The sequence below is a fragment of the Mycobacterium sp. URHD0025 genome (assembly GCF_000426065.1).
Classification (GTDB): Bacteria; Actinomycetota; Actinomycetes; order Mycobacteriales; family Mycobacteriaceae; genus Mycobacterium.
Genome location: NZ_AUEQ01000009.1, coordinates 26,048 through 45,216 on the forward strand (window position 1 = coordinate 26,048; position 19,169 = coordinate 45,216).

Here is a 19,169-nt window from a genome sequence, read left to right on the forward strand (position 1 = left end):
GGTTAGGCTGGCCGGGGTCAGTACGCATCTGGAGGGGCGGCGGTTGGATCAGCAAACGGTGTGGTCCACCGACGAGGTGCGTCAGTTTGCCGGGAAGGCGTACGCAGCGGGCCAGAAACTCGCAGGCGCCGCCGGTTGGTCCGGCACCGGTGCCACCCAAACCTTGGTGTGGGGAGACTTCCAGGGCAGCGGGCGTACCCCTTATCGCGTGCAGGTCAACCTGGTGGGCCCGACGTACAAGTGCTCGTGCCCGTCGCGGCAGTTTCCCTGCAAACACGTGGTCGGTCTGGTGCTGCGCTGGTGCGGCGGCAGCGTCGACGCCTCGGAGGCCCCGGCGGGCGTCGTCGCGGCTCCCGCGGCTCCCTCAGCCCCGAAAGCGCCACGTGAGGTCAGTGAAAAGGCCATCGAGGCGCGAGAGCGCAGTGTCAGCGAGGGTCTGGAGCAGCTCCAGCGGTGGATCGACGATCAGGTCCGCAACGGCATCGCCGGCATCAGCGCCGATCCGTATGCCGGCTGGAGTGAGCCGACCGCCAAACGCATGGTCGACGCCAAGGCCCCGGGCCTGGCGCGCTGGTTGCGCAGCCTGCCCGGACATCTCACCCACGACGAGTGGCCACGTCTGATCATCGAGGACCTGGGGCTGATCCGGCTGCTGATCGACGCCTACCGCACCATCGACACGCTGTCCGAGGAGACCGCCGCCGCGGTTCGCCGCCACATCGGATTCACGGTGGGGCGAGCCGAGGTGCTGGCCGCCGACCCGGTCAACGACACCTGGCAGGTACTCGGTTACGCAGAGACCTTGGAGGATCGGTACACCACCCGGCGAATGTGGTTGAGCGGCACCGCCACCGGGCTCCTGGTCAACGTGCAGTCCACCGCGCCGAGCGGGGCCAGCTTCGACAACCGGCTCACCCCCGGGCGGGAGTTCACCGGCGGCGTCTACCTGTATCCCGGCGGCCCGTCGAGCTTCCGAGTCGCAATCCCCGACGGCGACGTGCCGACCGAGCCCATCGGGCAACTCGCGGTCGCCGGCACCGGGATCGATTCGGCGCTGCGCGGGCGCGCCCGCGCGCTGACGGTCGACCCGTGGTTGCTCCGGTACCCCGCGATCGTCGCCGCCCGGCCCGTAGAACTCAGCAGGCCCAAGCGTCGCTACCTGGTCGATGCCTCGGGCAGCGCAATGCCGGCGATCTGCGACGACGCCCGCTGGGCTCGACTGCAAGTCGGAAGCGGCGGACGATTACTCCCGCTGCTGACCGAGATCACCACCGACGGGATGGATCCGCTGTCGATGTTGAGCGACACGCCGCCATCGCGTCTGGCCGGACCGGCGGTGACCGCACTGTGAGCGATTACCAGCGGATGATCTCCGCCGCCACCGTGGGATTCGGCGCGAAACCCTTACCCGACAGCACATTCGATGTTCCGGTCGACGGCAGCGTCGCGGCGGTGCGCGACGCCGGCGACCCGGTGGGGTCGGTGCTGCGGGTGGCCGGCCTCTACGCAGTCGCCCGGCGAGCCGGGCAGTTGCCGACGTCCGTCGAGACGGGCTCGGATCCGGCACCGCCGGAAACCCGGCCGCTGATCACCGCTGCACACGCCTTTCTCATCGAGCGGGCGCTCACGACTCGTCCCATCCTCGACGGTGTGCTGGCCGACATTGCGGCGGCGGGCCTCCGCCTCCCGCCGCGGCTCATCCCCGAGCTGTTGCGGATCCAGCAGAGCGGCGTTGTGACACAGGAACTCTGGGATGCGATCGGCAACGGTGGCCAGTGGTACGCCGTCGAACACTACGGCCGCGGACATCGCGCGCTGCGCGACGTTCTGCGGGCCCAGCCCACAGAGTGGCCCAAGGAAACCGACTACACCCACGGCGACACCGCCAAACGCCTCGACTGGCTCGCCGCCGCGCGCGGCCTCGACCCGGACCGGGCCCGCGACCTCGTGGCGCAGCATTGGGCGACCGAGGACGCCGAGTCCCGGGCGGCGTTGTTGGCGGCGTTCGCGTCACCCGAACACGACGCCGACGAGCCTTTCCTGGAAGCCGCGCTCGACGACCGGGCCGTCACCGTGCGCAGTGCCGCCATCGCCGTGCTGGGTGGCCGCTCGCGTAGCCGCTACCTGGACCGCATGAAAGTGCGTGCTGCTCAGATTTTCTCGGTGAAGAAGTCGTTGCTCGGGGTGAAGGTCGCCGTCCATCCGCTACCCGGGCCGGACGCTGCGGCGGTTCGGGACGGGCTGAGCACCACCAAACCCGAAGCCGTCGTCGCGCGCACGCCGATCGCCTTCTGGAGCGAGGTCTTCGGCGCGGTGGCACCGGAGAAGGTGGCTCGTGCGCTGTCCGACAGCGATCAGGCGGTGCTGGCGGCGCTGACCCTCAGTGCGCTGCGCGGCAACGACCCCACCTGGGCCGTGCCGCTGTTGCAGCGTTGCCTGCCCGCCGATTACGCCACCTGCTACGACCCGGCCACCGCACATCCGGCCATCACCGCCGAGATGATCCGCGCGCTCACCAACATCGCGGACGCAGCACCTCTGGTGCGCGTCGCCGCGGGCCTGCCCCGACCGTTCGCTCCCGACGTTGCCGCAGCGCTGTTCGAGTCCCTGGCCGGCGCCGGCTGGGGCACGGCACGCCAACGCCGCGAGGCCGCAGCGCACCTCGCCGCCGGGTACCCGCTGGACTGGCTGCGGCGCATCGCGACTCTCGTCGACCACACCGCAGACGAGGAACTGCACAAGTTCTACGCGACCATCTTCGAGCTGCTCACCCTGCGATCCGACATTGCAAAGGAACTCCAATGACCGAAGCGCCCACGCTCCTGCGTCCGCACGCCGAGCAGCTGTTCGACGCCGAACTCGTCGCCCTTCGGGAGGCCGACGACAAGCCCGTGCCGCCGAACTGGCTGATGTCGCCGCACGCCGTCGTTCGTTATCTGCTCGGTGGGGAAACCGTTGAGGGAGTGGAGATCACCCCGAAGTACATCGGTCCCCGGCGGATCATCGAGGTGGCCGTCGCGACACTGGCCACCGACCGGGCTCTGCTGCTTCTCGGGGTGCCCGGTACCGCCAAGACCTGGGTGTCGGAGCATCTCGCCGCAGCGGTGACCGGGGATTCGACGCTGCTGGTGCAGGGCACCGCGGGCACCGTCGAGGAAGCGGTGCGATACGGCTGGAACTATGCCCGGCTGATCGCCGAAGGCCCGTCACAGCAGGCCCTGGTTCCGTCACCGATCATGACCGCGATGCGCGACGGCAAGATCGCCCGCCTCGAAGAGCTCACCCGTATCCCGTCGGAGGTACAGGATGCGCTCATCACCGTGCTGTCCGAAAAGACCTTGCCCATACCCGAACTCGGTAGCGAGGTGCAGGCAACGCAGGGGTTCAACGTGATCGCGACGGCCAACGACCGCGACCGCGGCGTCAACGACCTGTCGTCGGCGTTGCGCCGGCGGTTCAACACCGTGGTCCTTCCGCTGCCTGCGAGCCTCGACGACGAGGTGGAGATCGTGACGCGCCGGGTGGCCGACGTCAGCGGGTCGCTGCAGCTGCCCGAGGTACCGACCTCGGCCGACGAAATCCGCCGGGTCGTCACGGTCTTCCGGGAACTGCGCTCGGGGCTGACCGCCGACGGCCGCAACAAGCTCAAGCAGCCGTCGGGCACCCTGTCCACCGCCGAGGCGATCTCGGTGGTCACCCAGGGCATCGCGATGTCGGCACACTTCGGCGACGGAGTGCTCCGGCCGGCAGACACCGCAGCCGGCATCGTCGGTGCGGTCGTGAAGGATCCGGTCAACGACGCCGTGGTGTGGCTGGAATACCTCGAAGCAGTAGTGCGTGAACGCGACGGCTGGGCCGACTTCTACCGGGCATCGCGGGACGTCCTGCACTCGTGACCACCCACGTCCTGGGTATCCGGCACCACGGTCCCGGATCCGCGCGTGCCGTGGTATCGGAGCTGGACCGCATCCAACCGGACATCGTGGTGATCGAAGGGCCGGCCGATGCGGACCGGCTCACCACCGACGTGGATGACACCGACATGGTGCCACCGGTGGCGATCATGGCCTACGCGGTCGACGACCCCGCGGTGTCGGCGTTCTGGCCGTTCGGCGGCTTCTCACCCGAGTGGCAGGCGCTGCTGTGGGCCGCCCGCCACCGGGTGCCGGCGCGATTCTGCGATCTGCCCGCGGCCACTGTGCTGGCCCAGCGCGACCAGCGGCACGCGGACCAATCGCGGGTTCGGGTCGACCCGATCGCGGCACTCGCCGATGCAGCGGGCTACGACGATCCCGAACGCTGGTGGGACGATGTCGTCGAATCACGCACGGATGGAAGCGGATTCGAGGCGATCACCGAGGCCATGGGGACAGTGCGGGAGCTCGAACCCGACGAGGACGACATAGGCGAGCAACAGCGCGAAGCACACATGCGTCAGGTGATCCGCAAAGCCGCCAAGGAATTCTCGACGGTCGCCGTGATCTGCGGGGCCTGGCACGCTCCCGCACTGGCTGGGAAACTGCCTCCGGCAAGCGCGGATTCGGCACAGCTGCGCGGCCTGCCCAAGGTCAAATCCGCGACGGTGTGGGTGCCGTGGACGCATTCGCGGCTGGCCGCGGCGTCGGGCTATGGCGCGGGTATCCGCTCGCCCGGCTGGTATCAGCACGCGTTCCTGGAGAGGGAACGTCCGGTGGAAACCTGGCTCACGCTGGCGGCCAGGGCATTACGCGACCACGACATCTTCGTCTCCTCGGCCCACGTCATCGAAGGAGTCCGGCTGGCCAACGCGCTGGCTGCGATGCGGGGCCGGGCCCATCCCGGGTTGAGTGAGGTCAACGAGGCCACCGAATCCGTGCTGTGCGAAGGGTCCGACACCCGATTCGGGCTGATCGTGCGCGAGCTGGTGATCGGGGAACGGCTTGGCGGCATTCCCGAACATCTGCCGATGGTGCCGCTGCTCGCCGACATCACCAAGCAACAAAAGTCATTGCGCCTCAAACCCGACGCAGGTGCCAAGCAGGTCACCCTCGACCTGCGCAAGCCGAACGACCTCGCGAAGTCCCATCTGCTGCATCGGCTCGCCGTGCTCGACATCCCATGGGGCGAACCCGAGCTGACGACCGGGCAGGGCACGTTCAAGGAAGCCTGGACCCTGCAGTGGCAACCCGAGTTCGCCGTGAAGGTCGTGGTGTCGTCGGTGTGGGGCAACACGGTGTACCGCGCCTGCAAGGCCAAACTGGCCGATACCGCCGAGAACGCGACGCATCTGGGACAGGTCACCGCGGCGATCGAGGCCGCTCTGCTCGGTGGGGTCGACGAAGCGGTCCCGCAACTGCTCGCGATCCTGGAGAACAAGGCCGCCGTCGACCGGGACCTCACCGAGCTCATGGCGGCCCTGCCCGCGCTGGCCCGGTCATTGCGCTACGGCGATGTGCGCCGCACCGACGCGGGTGCGCTCGGTGTGGTCACCACATCGCTGCTGCGCCGCGTCAACGTCGGCCTGCCCGCGACGCTGACCGGGCTCGGCCCGGACGCGGCCGCCGAAATGCTGGCACACGTCAACGCGGTCACCGACACCGTCGACCTGCTCGATGCCGACATCCGCGGGGAGTGGCTGGCCACGATCGCGCGTCTGGCCGATCGCGACGATCTGCACGGCAGCCTGGTCGGCCGTTTCGTCCGCATCGGTGTCGACGGCGCGGTGTTCACCACCACCGAAGCGGCGCGACGCATGCGCCGCGCCTTGAGCATCGGCGCACCGGCCGACGAGAAGTCGGCCTGGATCGAGGGTTTTCTGTCCGGCAGCGGGCTGCTGCTGGTGCATGACACCGAACTGCTTTCTGTTATCGACGAATGGCTGACCGGTTTGACGGCAACGGAGTTCACCGACGTATTGCCGCTGGTGCGTCGGACCTTCAGCACCTTCGACGCCGGCATCAAACGCAACATCGGGCATGCGGTGGCCACGGCAGGCTCCGCTGTCCACACCGAATTCGCCATCGACGCCGAACGCGCCCGCCCCGCGGTGATCGCGGCGGCGGCCATCTTCGCACGAGGTATCGCCCATGACTGACGAGACCATCTCCGACGAACGGGACCGCCGGTGGCGGCTGGTGCTGGGGTCGGATGCGGAGTCACTGCCGAGCCTGCAAGGCGGCGACGTCGAGATGGACAAAGCGCTGTCGGCGCTCTATGACCGCAAAGGGGGACTCGGCGGTTCGGCTCCATCGGTGGCGCGTTGGCTGGGCGATATACGAAAGTACTTCCCCAGCACCGTGGTTCAGGTCATGCAGCAGGATGCCATCGAACGGCTCAACCTGCGCATGCTGCTGCTCGAACCGGAGATGATGGACAGCGTCGTACCGGACCTGTCTTTGGCCACCACGCTCATCACGCTGGGGCAGGCCATTCCCGACGAATCCAAGGCATCGGCCCGGGCCCTGGTGCGTAAGGTCGTCGAGGACATCGAGCGGCGCATCGCCGACGGCACCAGGGCCACGCTGCGCGGGGCGCTGTCCCGCAATGCCCGCACCAGCCGTCCGCTGGCGTCCGACATCGACTGGAACCGCACCATCGCGCGCAACCTGAAGACCTTTCAGCCCGAACTGAACACGATCATCCCCGAACGGCTGGTCGGGTTCCGCCGCGCCGGCCGCTCCGTGACCAAGGACATCGTGTTGGCCATCGACCAATCCGGATCGATGGCCGAATCGATCGTGTACTCCGCGGTTTTCGGCGCGGTGATCGCCTCGATGCGGTCGCTGCGCACGTCGCTGGTGGTGTTCGATACCGAAGTCGTCGACCTCACCGACCTGCTCGACGACCCCGTCGACGTGCTGTTCGGCACTCAACTCGGCGGCGGCACCGACATCAACCGGGCCATCGCGTACTGCCAGACCCTGATCACGCGCCCGGCAGACAGTATCTTCGTGCTGATCTCCGACCTCTACGAGGGTGGCGTCCGCGACGAGATGCTCGCCCGCGTCAGGCAACTCGTCGACGCGGGCGTCCAGGTGGTCGTGCTGCTGGCGTTGTCCGATTCGGGCGCACCGTCGTTCGACCGGGAGATCGCCGCCGATCTGGCCGCCATGGAGATCCCGGCGTTCGCCTGCACGCCCGACGCGTTCCCCGAGCTGCTGGCACTGGCCATCAACAAGGGCGACATCCGCGGCTGGGCGGACCGTACCGGCCTTGCCCAGCGCGGGATGGACGCGCCCTAGGCCCGCTGGCTGGAAACCGAGATGACCTCGCCGGTGAGGTAGCTCGAGTAGTCGCTGGCCAGGTAGGCGATGGTGGTGGCGATCTCCCACGGCTCGGCCGCACGGCCGAACGCCTCGTCCGAGGACAGCCGGTCCAGCAGAGCCGCGTCGGCCGAGCGCTCCAGGAACTTGTGCCGGGCGATGCTCGGCGACACCGCGTTGATCCGCACCCCATATTCGACGGCTTCGATTGCGCTGCAACGGGTCAGTGCCATGACGCCGGCCTTGGCGGCGGCGTAGTGGGACTGCGAGTGCTGCGCGCGCCAGCCGAGAACGCTGGCGTTGTTGACGATGACGCCGCCGTGCTCGACGTCGCGGAAGTACCGCAACGCAGCGCGGGTGGCCCGCATGACGGAGTTCAGCGTCACGTTCAGGACGCGGTCCCACTCGTCGTCGGTCATGTCGACCAAAGGCGTCTCGCCACCGAGGCCGGCGTTGTTCACCAGAACGTCCAAACGCCCCATCTTCTCGACCGAGCGGGCGATCAGCGCGTCGACCGCCTCGGTGGAGGTGACGTCGCACACCACGGCATCGACCCGGCCGAGGCCGAGCTCGGCCAGCTGGTCGCGGGTCTCGTTCAGGCGCCGCTCGTGGTAGTCGGACACCACGACGTCGGCACCCTCCAGCAGCGCGCGGCGCGCGGTGGACGAGCCGATGCCGGTGCCGGCAGCAGCGGTCACGAGGACGACCTTGCCTTTCAGCAGGCCGTGGCCCTCAACCTCTTTGGGGGCTATGGAGAGATCGCTCATCAGCCTTTTACCTCTCGGGGTAGACCGAGCACCCGCTCGGCGATGATGTTGCGCTGGATTTCGTTGGACCCGCCGTAGATGGTGTCCGAACGCGAGAACAGGTAGAGCCGCTGCCACTCGTCGAACTCCCCGTCGGGCAGCGTCAGGCCGGCCGTGCCCTGCACGTCCATGGCGATCTCGCCGAGTTCGCGGTGCCAGTTGGCCCACAACAGCTTCGACACATTGTCTTGGCCGGGTTGCTCGACGTCCATGGTGGCCAGCGCGTAGGACCGCATGGCCTGCAGACCGGTCCACGACTCGGTCAGCCGCTGACGGATCAGCGGATCGTCGGCGGCACCGGTGCGCTTGGCCAGCTCGACCAGGTTGGAGTGCTCACGGGCGTAGCGGATCTGCTGGCCCAACGTGGACACCCCACGCTCGAAGGTCAGCGTGCCCATGGCCACGCGCCAGCCGTCACCGGGCTGGCCGACCACCAGCGACGCCTCGGTACGGGCGTCGTCGAAGAACACCTCGTTGAACTCGGAGTCACCGGTCAGCTGGATGATGGGGCGGATCTCGACGCCCGGCTGATCCAGCGGCACCAGCAGATAGGACAGGCCGGCGTGCCGCTTGGAGCCCTTTTCCGTGCGTGCCACCACGAAGCACCACTGCGCCCAGTGGGCCAGTGACGTCCACACCTTCTGGCCGTTGATCACCCACTCGTCACCAACCAGCTCGGCCGTCGTCGCCACATTGGCCAGATCGCTACCGGCGTTGGGCTCGGAGTAACCCTGGCTCCACAGCTCGGTGACATCGAGGATCTTGGGCAGGAACCGCTGCTGCTGTTCGGGGGTGCCGTACTCGATGAGCGTCGGCCCGAGCAGTTCCTCGCCCAGGTGGTTGACCTTGTCGGGCGCGTTGGCGCGGGCGTACTCCTCATAGAAGGCGACGCGATGCGCAACCGACAGCCCTCGGCCGCCGTGCTCCACCGGCCAGCCGAGGCACGTCAATCCCGCGGCGGCGAGATGCTGATTCCACGCGCGACGCTCTTCGAAGGCTTCGTGTTCACGCCCCGGTCCACCAAGGCCCTTGAGTGCCGCGAATTCGCCAACGAGATTGTCTGCGAGCCACTGCCGGACCTCGGCCCGGAACTCCTGGACCTCTATCACCCCTGTAGGCTAACCTACCAAGCACTTGCTTTGTTAAGGGAGCATCGATGACCGGGGCACACCACCCGCTCGTGAGGCCAGATCGCCGTACCGTCCCAGCGGTACTGGACCGGGTCGCCGTGGAGTTTTCCGACCACGAAGCGCTGGTCACTGCCGGCGGGGCCGGCGATTCAGCAGGTGACCACAAGCGCCTCACGTATTCGGAACTGCGGGCGCATGTCCGCCAAGCCGCGGCGGCGATGATCGACCTCGGTGTCGCACCCGGCGATCGGGTGGCGATCTGGTCGCCCAACACCTGGCACTGGGTGGTCGCCTGTCTGGCCACCCACTACGCCGGGGCGCAGGTGGTGCCGCTGAACACCCGCTACACCGCGAGCGAGGCCACCGACATCCTGGCCCGCACCGAGGCTCCGCTGCTGATCGCCGCGGGCGAGTTCCTCGGCTCGGACCGCACCACCGAACTGGACCGGGACGCGTTGCCCGCGCTGCGGCACATCGTGCGGGTGCCCGTCGAGAAAGAGGAGACCGGCGACCAGTCCTGGGACTCCTTCTTTGCCCGCGGGACCGACCTGGATGCCGTGGACGCACGCGCCGCGGCGGTAGAACCCGACGACGTCTCCGACATCCTCTTCACCTCCGGCACCACCGGACGCAGCAAGGGTGTGCTGTGCGCACACCGCCAGTCGCTCGACGGATCGGCAGCGTGGGCGGAGTGCGGGCAGCTCACCAGCAACGACCGCTACCTCGCCATAAACCCGTTCTTCCACAACTTCGGCTACAAGGCAGGCATCCTGCCCTGCCTGCAGACCGGCGCGACGCTGTACCCGGTGCTGACATTCAAGCCCGAACAGGTCCTCAAAACCATTGCCGAACAGCGCATCACCGTGCTGCCCGGCCCGCCGACCATCTTCCAGACCCTGCTGGACCATCCCGACCGCTCCGAATACGACCTGTCCTCGCTGCGCTTCTCGGTGACCGGCGCGGCCGTGGTCCCGGTGGTCCTGATCGAGCGGATGCAGTCCGAACTCGACATCGACATCGTGCTGACCGCCTATGGCCTGACCGAGGCGGCCGGATTCGGCACCATGTGCAGTGCCGACGACGATGCCGTGACCGTGGCCACCACCTGCGGCCGGCCCATCGCTGATTTCGAACTGCGCCTGGATGATTCGGGGGAGGTGCTGCTGCGCGGGCCGAACGTCATGCTCGGCTACCTCGACGATCCGGCCGCGACGGCCGACGCCATCGACACCGACGGCTGGTTGCACACCGGCGACATCGGGACCCTCGACGCGCGCGGCAACCTGACCATCACCGACCGACTCAAGGACATGTACATCTGCGGCGGGTTCAACGTGTACCCGGCCGAGATCGAGCAGGTGCTGGCCCGGTTGGACGGCGTTGCCGAGTCGGCGGTGATCGGCGTCCCGGACGAACGACTCGGCGAGGTCGGCAAGGCGTACGTGGTGGTCAAGCCGGGCGTGACGCTGGATGAGGCCGCCGTGATCGCCCATACCCGCGAGCATTTGGCGAACTTCAAGGTGCCGCGATCAGTGGAGTTTTTGGATGTGCTGCCGCGAAATCCGGGCGGCAAGGTGATCAAACCGGTGCTGCGGAGCAGAGGGACCCGAGAAGGGGTGCAATGGACCTGAATTTCGACGACGAGACCGAGGCCTTTCGGGCCGAGGTCCGTGAATTCCTGGCGGCGAATCGGGAACACTTCCCGACCAAGTCGTACGACACGCTTGAGGGCTTCGAACAGCACCGCCGTTGGGACAAGGTGCTTTTCGACGCCGGACTGTCAGTGATCGCCTGGCCCAAGGAATACGGCGGCCGCGATGCCACCCTGCTGCAGTGGGTGGTGTTCGAGGAAGAGTACTTCCACGCCGGCGCCCCCGGCCGGGCCAGCGCCAACGGCACGGCGATGCTGGCACCGACACTGTTCGCGCACGGCACCGAGGAACAACTCCAGCGCGTCCTGCCGAAGATGGCCAGCGGCGAGGAGATCTGGGCCCAGGCCTGGTCGGAGCCCGAGTCAGGCAGCGACCTGGCCTCGCTGCGCTCGACGGCCACCAAGGTCGACGGCGGCTGGAAGCTCAACGGACAGAAGATCTGGAGCTCACGCGCGCCGTTCGGTGAGCGCGGGTTCGGCCTGTTCCGATCCGACCCGGAAGCGCAGCGCCACAAGGGTCTGACCTACTTCATGTTCGACCTCAAGGCGCCCGGCATCACCGTGCGACCGATCGCCCAGCTCGGCGGCGACACCGGTTTCGGCGAGATCTTCCTCGACGATGTGTTCGTGCCTGACAACGACGTGATCGGCGGCGTGCACGAGGGCTGGCGCGCGGCGATGAGCACGTCGAGCAACGAGCGCGGCATGTCGCTGCGGAGCCCGGCGCGCTTCGTGGCCCCGGCGGAGCGTCTTGTCGCTCAATGGAAGTCCAATCCTGACCCGGTCTTCACCGACCGCGTCGCCGATGCGTGGATCAAGGCGCAGGCCTACCGGCTGCACACTTTCGGCACCGTGACCCGGCTGGCCAACGGCGGTGAACTGGGCGCCGAGTCGTCGGTGACCAAGGTGTTCTGGTCGGACCTCGACGTCGCCCTGCATCAGACCGCTCTGGACATGCAGGGACCCGACGCCGAGCTGGTCGATCACTCGACCGAGGGGCTGCTGTTCGCTCTGGGCGGCCCGATCTACGCCGGCACCAACGAGATTCAACGCAACATCATCGCGGAGAGATTGCTCGGCCTACCGCGTGAATCGGGAGGGAAGCCGAAGTGAATTTCGAGATCGACGAACAGCAGCGGGACTTCGCGGCCAGCATCGACGCGGCGCTGGGCGCCGCCGACGTCCCGGCCGCCGTGCGCGCGTGGGGCGACGGCGACACCGCGCCCGGCCGCAAGGTGTGGGCCCAACTGACCGACCTCGGGGTGACCGCCCTGCTGGTGCCCGAGAAGTACGACGGCATCGACGCCAGCCCGGTCGACCTGGTTGTGGCCCTGGAACGGCTCGGCTACTGGGCGGTGCCCGGCCCGGTGACCGAATCCATCGCCGTCGCACCGGTTCTGCTGGCGAACGACGAGCGGTCCGCCGGTCTCGCCTCCGGTGAACTGATCGCCACGGTCGCCATGCCGCCACAGGCACCGCGTGCCGCCAACGCCGATTTCGCCGGACTGACGCTGCTTGCCGCCGACGGACAGGTCGGCGAGGCCACCACGAGCGCTGCTCACGATTCCGTCGACCCGGCCCGAAAGCTGTTCGACGTCACCGCTTCCGGTGACACCCAGGCTGCCGACACCGCGCGGGCGTACGAGTTCGGTGTCCTGGCCACGGCCGCCCAGTTGGTCGGTGCGGGACAGGCCATGCTGGATCAGTCCGTCGAGTACGCCAAGCAGCGCGCGCAGTTCGGCCGGATCATCGGCTCGTACCAGGCCATCAAGCACAAGCTGGCCGACGTGCTCATCGCCGTCGAACTAGCTCGTCCACTGGTCTACGGCGCGGCACTGTCGCTGGCCGAAAACTCCTCCGACACCGCCCGCGACATCAGCGCCGCCAAAGTCGCTGCCGCCGACGCCGCGCTGCTGGCCGCCCGTTCAGCGCTGCAGACCCATGGCGCGATCGGGTTCACCCAGGAACACGACCTGTCCCTGTCACTGCTGCGCGTCCAGGCGTTGCGCAGTGCCTGGGGCGATCCGACCGCACACCGTCGTCGACTGCTGGAGGCCCTCTGATGAGCGAAGAACGGCAACTGCTACGCGAAACCGTCGCTGCGCTCGTGGACAAGCATGCCTCCCCCGAGGCTGTCCGCACCGCGATGGAATCCGAACGCGGCTACGACGAAAAACTGTGGAGCCTGCTGTGCGAGCAGGTCGGTGCCGCGGCGCTGGTGGTCCCCGAGGACCTCGGCGGCGCCGGAGGTGAACTCGCCGATGCCGCAGTGGTTCTCGAAGAGCTCGGCAAGGCCCTGGTGCCCACCCCGCTGCTGGGCACCACATTGGCCGAGCTCGCTCTGCTGGCCGTCGATGACCACGAACCGCTCGAAGGATTGGCCGAAGGCACCTCGATCGGCACCGTGGTTTTCGACGCCGACTACGTGATCAACGGTGACGTGGCCGACGTCGTCATCGGCACCGACGGTGAGAACCTGACCCGCTGGACCACATTCACCGCCACCCCGAAATCGACCATGGATCTGACCCGTCGGCTGTCCGCGGTGATCGCCGGTGACACCGCTCCCCTCGGCGCCGATCCCGGCCTGGCCGACACCGCGGCGCTGCTGATGGCCGCCGAACAGATCGGCGCCGCCTCGCGCTGCCTCGACCTCACCGTCGCCTACACCAAGGACCGGGTGCAGTTCGGGCGCGCGATCGGCAGCTTCCAGGCGCTCAAGCACCGCATGGCCGATCTCTACGTCAAGGTGTCCTCGGCGCGCGCGGTCGTGAACGACGCCATCGCCGCGCCGTCACCCACCACAGCCTCCCTGGCCCGCTACTTCGCCAGCGAGGCGCTGTCAGCGGTGACCGCCGAGGCCATCCAGCTGCACGGCGGGATCGCCATCACCTGGGAGAGCGACATCCAGCTGTACTTCAAGCGCGCCCACGGCAGTGCTCAGCTGCTCGGACCGCCGCGGGAGCATCTGCGCCGGCTCGAAGCTCAGGTGTTCTAGGCGGCTCGATCGGCATTGCTAACCTCACTTCGATGACCGATCACGTGGCGCTACGAGCCGGCATTCCGCCGTTCCACGTCATGGACGTGTGGCTGGCCGCGGCCGAACGCCAGCGCACACATGGCGACCTGGTCAACCTGTCGGCCGGGCAGCCCAGTGCCGGGGCACCGGCGGCGGTGCGCGACGCCGCCGTCGCCGCTCTGAATCACGGCGGCCTGGGTTACACCGTCGCGCTCGGTTTGCCCGAGCTGCGAGCCCAGATCGCGGCGTCGTACCGCAAATACGGCGTCGACGTAGGCGTCGACGAGGTGGTGCTCACCACCGGCTCGTCCGGCGGATTCCTGTTGACCTTCCTGGCGTGCTTCGACGTCGGCGATCGGGTGGCCATCGCCAGCCCTGGCTACCCCTGTTACCGCAACATCCTCACCGCGCTGGGTTGCGAGGTGGTCGAGATCCCGTGCGGCCCCGAGACCCGTTTTCAGCCGACGGTCGCGATGCTCGATGCACTGGATCCGCCGGTGGCCGGCGTGATCGTCGCCAGCCCGGCCAATCCGACCGGCACCGTCATCCCGCCCGCCGAATTGGCGGCCATCGCCACGTGGTGTGACCGTTCGGGCGCGCGGTTGATCAGTGACGAGGTGTACCACGGCCTGGTCTACCCCGGTGCTCCCGAAACCAGCTGCGCGTGGGAAACCTCACGAAATGCCGTGGTGGTCAACAGCTTCTCGAAGTACTTCGCGATGACCGGGTGGCGGCTGGGCTGGCTGCTGGTGCCCACCGAATTGCAGCGGGCGATCGACCGGCTGACCGGCAACTTCACCATCTGCCCGCCCGCCTTGGCCCAGCACGCCGCAGTGGCCGCCTTCACGCCGGAGGCGCTGGCCGAGGCCGACGGTCTGCTCTCGCACTACGGCGACAATCGCACCCTGCTGCTCAACGGGTTGCGCGGCATCGGCATCGACCGGCTGGCCCCGACCGACGGTGCCTTCTACGTGTACGCCGACGTCAGCGATCACACGGACGACTCGTTGGTCTGGTGCTCAAAGCTGCTGGCAGACACCGGCGTCGCCATTGCACCCGGCATCGACTTCGACACCGTGCGCGGCGGTTCCTATGTCCGGCTGTCCTTCGCCGGGCCGACCAGCGACATCGAAGAGGCGCTGCGCCGCATCGGTGCCTGGTTGCAGTAGATCGACTCTGCGGTGAGTGCGTTGTCCACTCGCACTTTCCCGCCCTGTGCGCAGAGTCAGCCCTTTGGACGCTGCGTGGCGTACCAGTCCAGCAGCTCCGGGTTGTCGACGGCGCTGCGCTCGACCACCTTGGCCGCATCCGCTCCCTGGAACAACTTCTTGATCGGAACTTCGAGCTTCTTACCCGTGCGGGTGTGCGGAATACCCGGGGCCACGATGATGTCGTCGGGCACGTGCCGCGGCGACACCTCCGTGCGGATAGTCTGAATGATCTTGTCCCGCAATGTTTCCGTGAGCTCGACACCTTCGGCCGGCACCACGAACAACGGCATCCAGTACCCGCCGTCGGGCTGCTCGGCTCCGATCACCAGCGCCTCGGCGATCTCGGGCAGCCGCTCCACCGACTGGTAGATGTCGGCGCTGCCCATCCGGATGCCGTTGCGGTTCAGCGTGGAGTCCGACCGGCCGTGCACGACGATGCTGTCGTGGTCGGTGATGGTGATCCAGTCACCATGGCGCCACACACCGGGGAACATCTCGAAATAGGCTCCACGGTAACGGGATCCGTCAGGGTCGTTCCAGAACGCGATCGGCATCGATGGCAACGGCTTGGTGATCACCAGTTCGCCGACCTCGCCGCGCACCGGATTGCCGGATTCATCCCAGGCATCCACGGCCGCACCGAGGTAGCGGGTGGACAACTCGCCCGGCCACACCGGCACCGTCGGCGCGCCGCCGATGAACGCCGAGACCACGTCCGTGCCGCCACTCAAGGAGGAGACCTGCACCTGCTCGCCGACGTTGTCGCGCAACCACAGCGCTGACGACGGCGGCAGCGAAGATCCGGTGATGCCCACGGTCTTGAGCGCCGAAAGGTCATGCTCCTCACGCGGAACCGCGCCTGCCTTGGAGCAGGCCAGTACATATCCGGGACTGGCGCCCAACACCGTCGCATGGACAGTGGCCGCGATGTGCCACAGGGCGTCGGCCGTCGGGTAGGTGGGGCTGCCCTCGTAACAGACGATGGTGGCCCCGACCAGCAGCCCGGCGACCTGGAAGTTCCACATCATCCAGCTCGGGCTGGTGTACCAGAAGAAGGTGTCGTCACCGCCGATGCCGGACTGCAGCGCCACCGCCTTGAGGTGTTCGAGCAACACGCCGCCGTGGCCGTGCATGATTCCCTTGGGCAGGCCGGTGGTGCCCGACGAATATAGGACCCACAGCGGATGGTCGAAGTCCACTGGTGTCGTGGACAATTCGGCCTTGCCTGCCGTGGCCGAATCCCAGTCGAGCCAATCTTCGCGGGCCGCGCCCAGTCGCGATACCAGCACCGAGGCTTTCAGCGAGGGCAGGCCATCACGTACGGCGGCGATGTCGGCACTTTTGTCGTGGGACTTGCCCCCGAACTGGTAACCGTCCGCGGTCACCAGCACGGTCGGTTCCAGCTGGCCGAGCCGGTCCAGGGCAGCCTTGGCGGTGTAGTCCTGCCCGCACGCACTCCAGATCGCGCCGATGCTCGCGGTCGCCAGGAACGCGATGATGGCCTCGGCGATGTTCGGTAGGTAACCGACCACCCGGTCCTCCGGCTGAACCCCCAGCGATCGCAGGGTGTGCGCGAATGCCGCGGTCCGGCGCAACAATTCGGACCAGGACAGCTCGGTGACAGCGCCGCCCTCGGCAACGGTGAGGATGGCCGGCCGGTCGGTCCGGGCATGTCGCGCCACCTGGTCGACGTAATTGAGGCGGGCGCCGGGAAACCACCGCACGCCCGGCATCTCGTCGCCGGTGAGCACCTCGTCCGGCCGCTCACCCAGATCGAAGTAATCCCACAACGCGCCCCAGAACGCCGCCGGATCATCGACCGACCACTGCCAGAGGTGCTGATAGTCCGGAGCGCTGATGCCGGTGCGGGACTCGACGAACCGGGCGAAGTCGGTGACCCGGGCCGCCTCGATACCTTCCGGCGTCGGCTCCCATTGAGCTTCTGTTGCGGTCATCGTGCGCTCCACCCACCATCCATCGTGTACGACGCTCCCGTCACCATCCGGGCGCTCGGGGACGCCAGCCAACCTACCAACGCGCCAACCTCTTCCGGCTCCACCAGTTGCTTCACGGCGCTTTCCTTGAGCAACACCTCGGCGAGCACGTCCTGCTCGGGTATGCCGTGGATGCGGGCCTGATCGGCGATCTGTTTGGTCACCAACGGAGTTCGCACATAGCCGGGGTTGACGCAATTACTGGTGACTCCGTGCGGTCCGCCCTCCAGCGCGGTCACCTTCGACAGACCCTCCAGTCCATGTTTGGCGGTGACGTAGCCGGACTTGAACTCCGACGCGCGCAAGCCGTGCACCGATGAGATGTTGACGATGCGGCCGAACTGCCGCGAGTACATGTGTGGCAGAGCGGCGCGGATCAACAGGAACGGCACCTCGACCATCAAGGCCAGCAGCATCCGGAACCGCTCGGGCGGGAAATCCTGGATCGGGTGGATGCTCTGCACCCCGGCGTTGTTCACCAGGATGTCGCAGTCCAGCTTCAGTGATTCCAGCGATGAGACGTCGAGAAGGTCTACCGCCCACGCTTTTCCGCCGACCTCGCGGGCGACGGCCTCGGCCCCTGCCGCGTCGAGATCCGCGACCGTGACCACCGCACCTCGAGAAGCGAGCTCGCGGGCGCAGGCGGCGCCGATGCCGCCGGCAGCACCGGTGACAAGGGCGGTGCGGCCGGCCAGATCACTCATGCCGCGGCCCGCTGCAGGTCGGCGGCATCGATGTCGGCCAGATCCACGCCCTTGGTCTCGCGGGTGAACGCCAGCGCGATCAGTGTCACCAACGCGGCCACCGCGAGGTACACCGCGATCGGCACCGAGGAGTTGTAGGTCTTCAACAGCCACACGGCGATGATCGGCGCCAGCGATCCGGCGGCGATCGAGGTCACCTGATAGCCAAGGGAGACACCCGAATAGCGCATGCGGGTCGGGAACATCTCGGACATCAGCGCGGGCTGCGGCGCATACATCAGCGCGTGGATCACCAGACCCAGCGTGATGGCCGCCGTCACCGGCAGATACTCACCGCTGTCCATCATCGGATAGGCGAAGAAGCCCCACGAGGCCGCGCCGACGGCACCGATGAAGTACACCGGGCGGCGGCCGTAGCGATCCGAGAGCGCGCCCACGGTCGGGATGGCCACCAGGTGCACCGTGTGCGCGACGAGCAGCCACCACAGGATGTCGCTGGTGTCGGAGTGCACGTGCTCCTTGAGGTAGGTGATCGAGAACGTGACCACCAGGTAGTACATGATGTTCTCGCCGAATCGCAGACCCATCGCGGTGAACACCCCGCGCGGATAACGCTTGAGCACCTCGATCGCGCTGAACGAGCTTGCCTTGATCTGTTCGGCTTCCTGTTGGGCCGCAACGAAAATCGGGGCGTCGGTGACCTTGGTGCGGATGTAGTAGCCGATCAGGACCACCACTGCTGACAGCCAGAACGCCACGCGCCAGCCCCAGGACAGGAACGCCTCGGCGCTGAGCAGCCCGTTGAGCAACAGCAACACCACGGTGGCCAGCATGTTGCCGACCGGAACTCCGGCCTGCGGCCAGCTGGCCCAGAAACCGCGTGACTGGTTCGGGCTGTGCTCGGCCACCAGCAGCACCGCGCCACCCCATTCGCCGCCGACGGCGAAGCCCTGCAGGAAGCGCAGGACCACCAGCAGGACAGGCGCCAGGTAGCCGATCTGACCGAAGGTCGGCAGGCAGCCCATCAGGAACGTGGCCAGGCCGACGAGCACGAGGCTGAACTGGAGCAGCTTCTTGCGGCCCAACTTGTCGCCGTAGTGACCGAACACGACGCCACCGAGGGGACGGGCCAAAAAGCCGATCGCGTACGTACCGAAGGCCGCCATGATGGCGTCGAACTCGTTGCCGCCCTGCGGGAAGAACAACTTGTTGAAGACCAATGTGGCTGCGGTTCCGTAGAGGAAGAACTCATACCACTCGACCACCGTGCCTGCCATCGAGGCGGCGACGACGCGGCGCAGACCGGTCAGATTTGGCGCGCTCATCCGCGGCTCTCCTTGTGACGTGGCACTGTGATGCCCCTTACAGCTTTCGTGAGTATTCATGCACGCCGAACTCGCCGCAATGGGTAAA

15 protein-coding genes are annotated in these 19,169 nt (G+C 67.6%); 10 read left to right on the forward strand and 5 right to left on the reverse strand.

Annotated features, from left to right (window positions below):
- The first annotated feature begins 43 nt into the window (after positions 1–43).
- The 5 genes from H977_RS34425 to H977_RS0112810 are packed head-to-tail and all read left to right on the forward strand — an operon-like array spanning position 44 to position 7,220.
- Positions 44–1,351, forward strand: a complete 1,308-nt coding sequence (locus H977_RS34425; RefSeq protein WP_196808231.1) for an SWIM zinc finger family protein — start codon at positions 44–46, stop codon at positions 1,349–1,351.
- Positions 1,348–2,805, forward strand: a complete 1,458-nt coding sequence (locus H977_RS0112795) for a DUF5691 domain-containing protein (RefSeq protein ID WP_029108244.1) — start codon at positions 1,348–1,350, stop codon at positions 2,803–2,805. The genes H977_RS34425 and H977_RS0112795 overlap by 4 nt, the downstream gene beginning before the upstream one ends.
- Entirely contained in the window at positions 2,802–3,896 is a 1,095-nt protein-coding gene (locus H977_RS0112800; RefSeq protein WP_029108245.1) for an ATP-binding protein, read from the forward strand. Before H977_RS0112795 ends, H977_RS0112800 begins: the two co-directional genes overlap by 4 nt.
- Entirely contained in the window at positions 3,893–6,073 is a 2,181-nt protein-coding gene (locus H977_RS0112805) for a DUF5682 family protein (protein WP_231395945.1), read from the forward strand. The genes H977_RS0112800 and H977_RS0112805 overlap by 4 nt, the downstream gene beginning before the upstream one ends.
- A complete protein-coding gene (locus H977_RS0112810; RefSeq protein ID WP_029108247.1) occupies positions 6,066–7,220 on the forward strand; it encodes a VWA domain-containing protein in 1,155 nt (384 codons plus the stop codon). Before H977_RS0112805 ends, H977_RS0112810 begins: the two co-directional genes overlap by 8 nt.
- On the opposite strand, the gene ipdF is transcribed toward H977_RS0112810, so the two are convergent.
- Together ipdF and ipdE1 are read right to left on the reverse strand one after the other, a co-directional pair.
- Entirely contained in the window at positions 7,217–8,008 is a 792-nt protein-coding gene (gene ipdF / locus H977_RS0112815) for a (5R,7aS)-5-hydroxy-7a-methyl-1-oxo-2,3,5,6,7,7a-hexahydro-1H-indene-carboxyl-CoA reductase (RefSeq protein WP_029108248.1), read from the reverse strand. The two genes, H977_RS0112810 and ipdF, sit on opposite strands and share 4 nt — an antisense overlap.
- Positions 8,008–9,156, reverse strand: coding sequence for an acyl-CoA dehydrogenase IpdE1 (ipdE1, locus tag H977_RS0112820; RefSeq protein ID WP_029108249.1), 1,149 nt, complete (start codon positions 9,154–9,156; stop codon positions 8,008–8,010). Before ipdE1 ends, ipdF begins: the two co-directional genes overlap by 1 nt.
- A gap of 47 nt (positions 9,157–9,203) precedes the next feature.
- On the opposite strand from ipdE1, the gene fadD3 reads away from it, so the two are divergent.
- Genes fadD3 through H977_RS0112845 form a run of 5 tightly spaced genes read left to right on the forward strand, consistent with a single transcriptional unit; the run spans position 9,204 to position 15,016 of the window.
- Positions 9,204–10,808, forward strand: coding sequence for a 3-((3aS,4S,7aS)-7a-methyl-1,5-dioxo-octahydro-1H-inden-4-yl)propanoate--CoA ligase FadD3 (gene fadD3 / locus H977_RS0112825; RefSeq protein ID WP_051288827.1), 1,605 nt, complete (start codon positions 9,204–9,206; stop codon positions 10,806–10,808).
- On the forward strand, positions 10,799–11,941 hold the full coding sequence (locus H977_RS0112830) for an acyl-CoA dehydrogenase family protein (protein ID WP_029108251.1): 1,143 nt from the start codon (positions 10,799–10,801) through the stop codon (positions 11,939–11,941). The genes fadD3 and H977_RS0112830 overlap by 10 nt, the downstream gene beginning before the upstream one ends.
- Positions 11,938–12,891, forward strand: coding sequence for an acyl-CoA dehydrogenase family protein (locus H977_RS0112835; protein ID WP_029108252.1), 954 nt, complete (start codon positions 11,938–11,940; stop codon positions 12,889–12,891). Before H977_RS0112830 ends, H977_RS0112835 begins: the two co-directional genes overlap by 4 nt.
- On the forward strand, positions 12,891–13,826 hold the full coding sequence (ipdE2, locus tag H977_RS0112840) for an acyl-CoA dehydrogenase IpdE2 (protein WP_029108253.1): 936 nt from the start codon (positions 12,891–12,893) through the stop codon (positions 13,824–13,826). Before H977_RS0112835 ends, ipdE2 begins: the two co-directional genes overlap by 1 nt.
- A gap of 32 nt (positions 13,827–13,858) precedes the next feature.
- Positions 13,859–15,016, forward strand: coding sequence for an aminotransferase class I/II-fold pyridoxal phosphate-dependent enzyme (locus H977_RS0112845; protein ID WP_029108254.1), 1,158 nt, complete (start codon positions 13,859–13,861; stop codon positions 15,014–15,016).
- A gap of 56 nt (positions 15,017–15,072) precedes the next feature.
- On the opposite strand, the gene H977_RS0112850 is transcribed toward H977_RS0112845, so the two are convergent.
- Genes H977_RS0112850 through H977_RS0112860 form a run of 3 tightly spaced genes read right to left on the reverse strand, consistent with a single transcriptional unit; the run spans position 15,073 to position 19,081 of the window.
- The gene (locus tag H977_RS0112850) at positions 15,073–17,013 is read right to left on the reverse strand and encodes an acetoacetate--CoA ligase (RefSeq protein WP_036475992.1); all 1,941 of its coding nucleotides are present in this window, start codon (positions 17,011–17,013) and stop codon (positions 15,073–15,075) included.
- Positions 17,010–17,756, reverse strand: coding sequence for a 3-hydroxybutyrate dehydrogenase (locus H977_RS0112855; RefSeq protein ID WP_029108256.1), 747 nt, complete (start codon positions 17,754–17,756; stop codon positions 17,010–17,012). The genes H977_RS0112850 and H977_RS0112855 overlap by 4 nt, the downstream gene beginning before the upstream one ends.
- A complete protein-coding gene (locus H977_RS0112860) occupies positions 17,753–19,081 on the reverse strand; it encodes an MFS transporter (protein ID WP_029108257.1) in 1,329 nt (442 codons plus the stop codon). The genes H977_RS0112855 and H977_RS0112860 overlap by 4 nt, the downstream gene beginning before the upstream one ends.
- Positions 19,082–19,169: the final 88 nt, after the last annotated feature.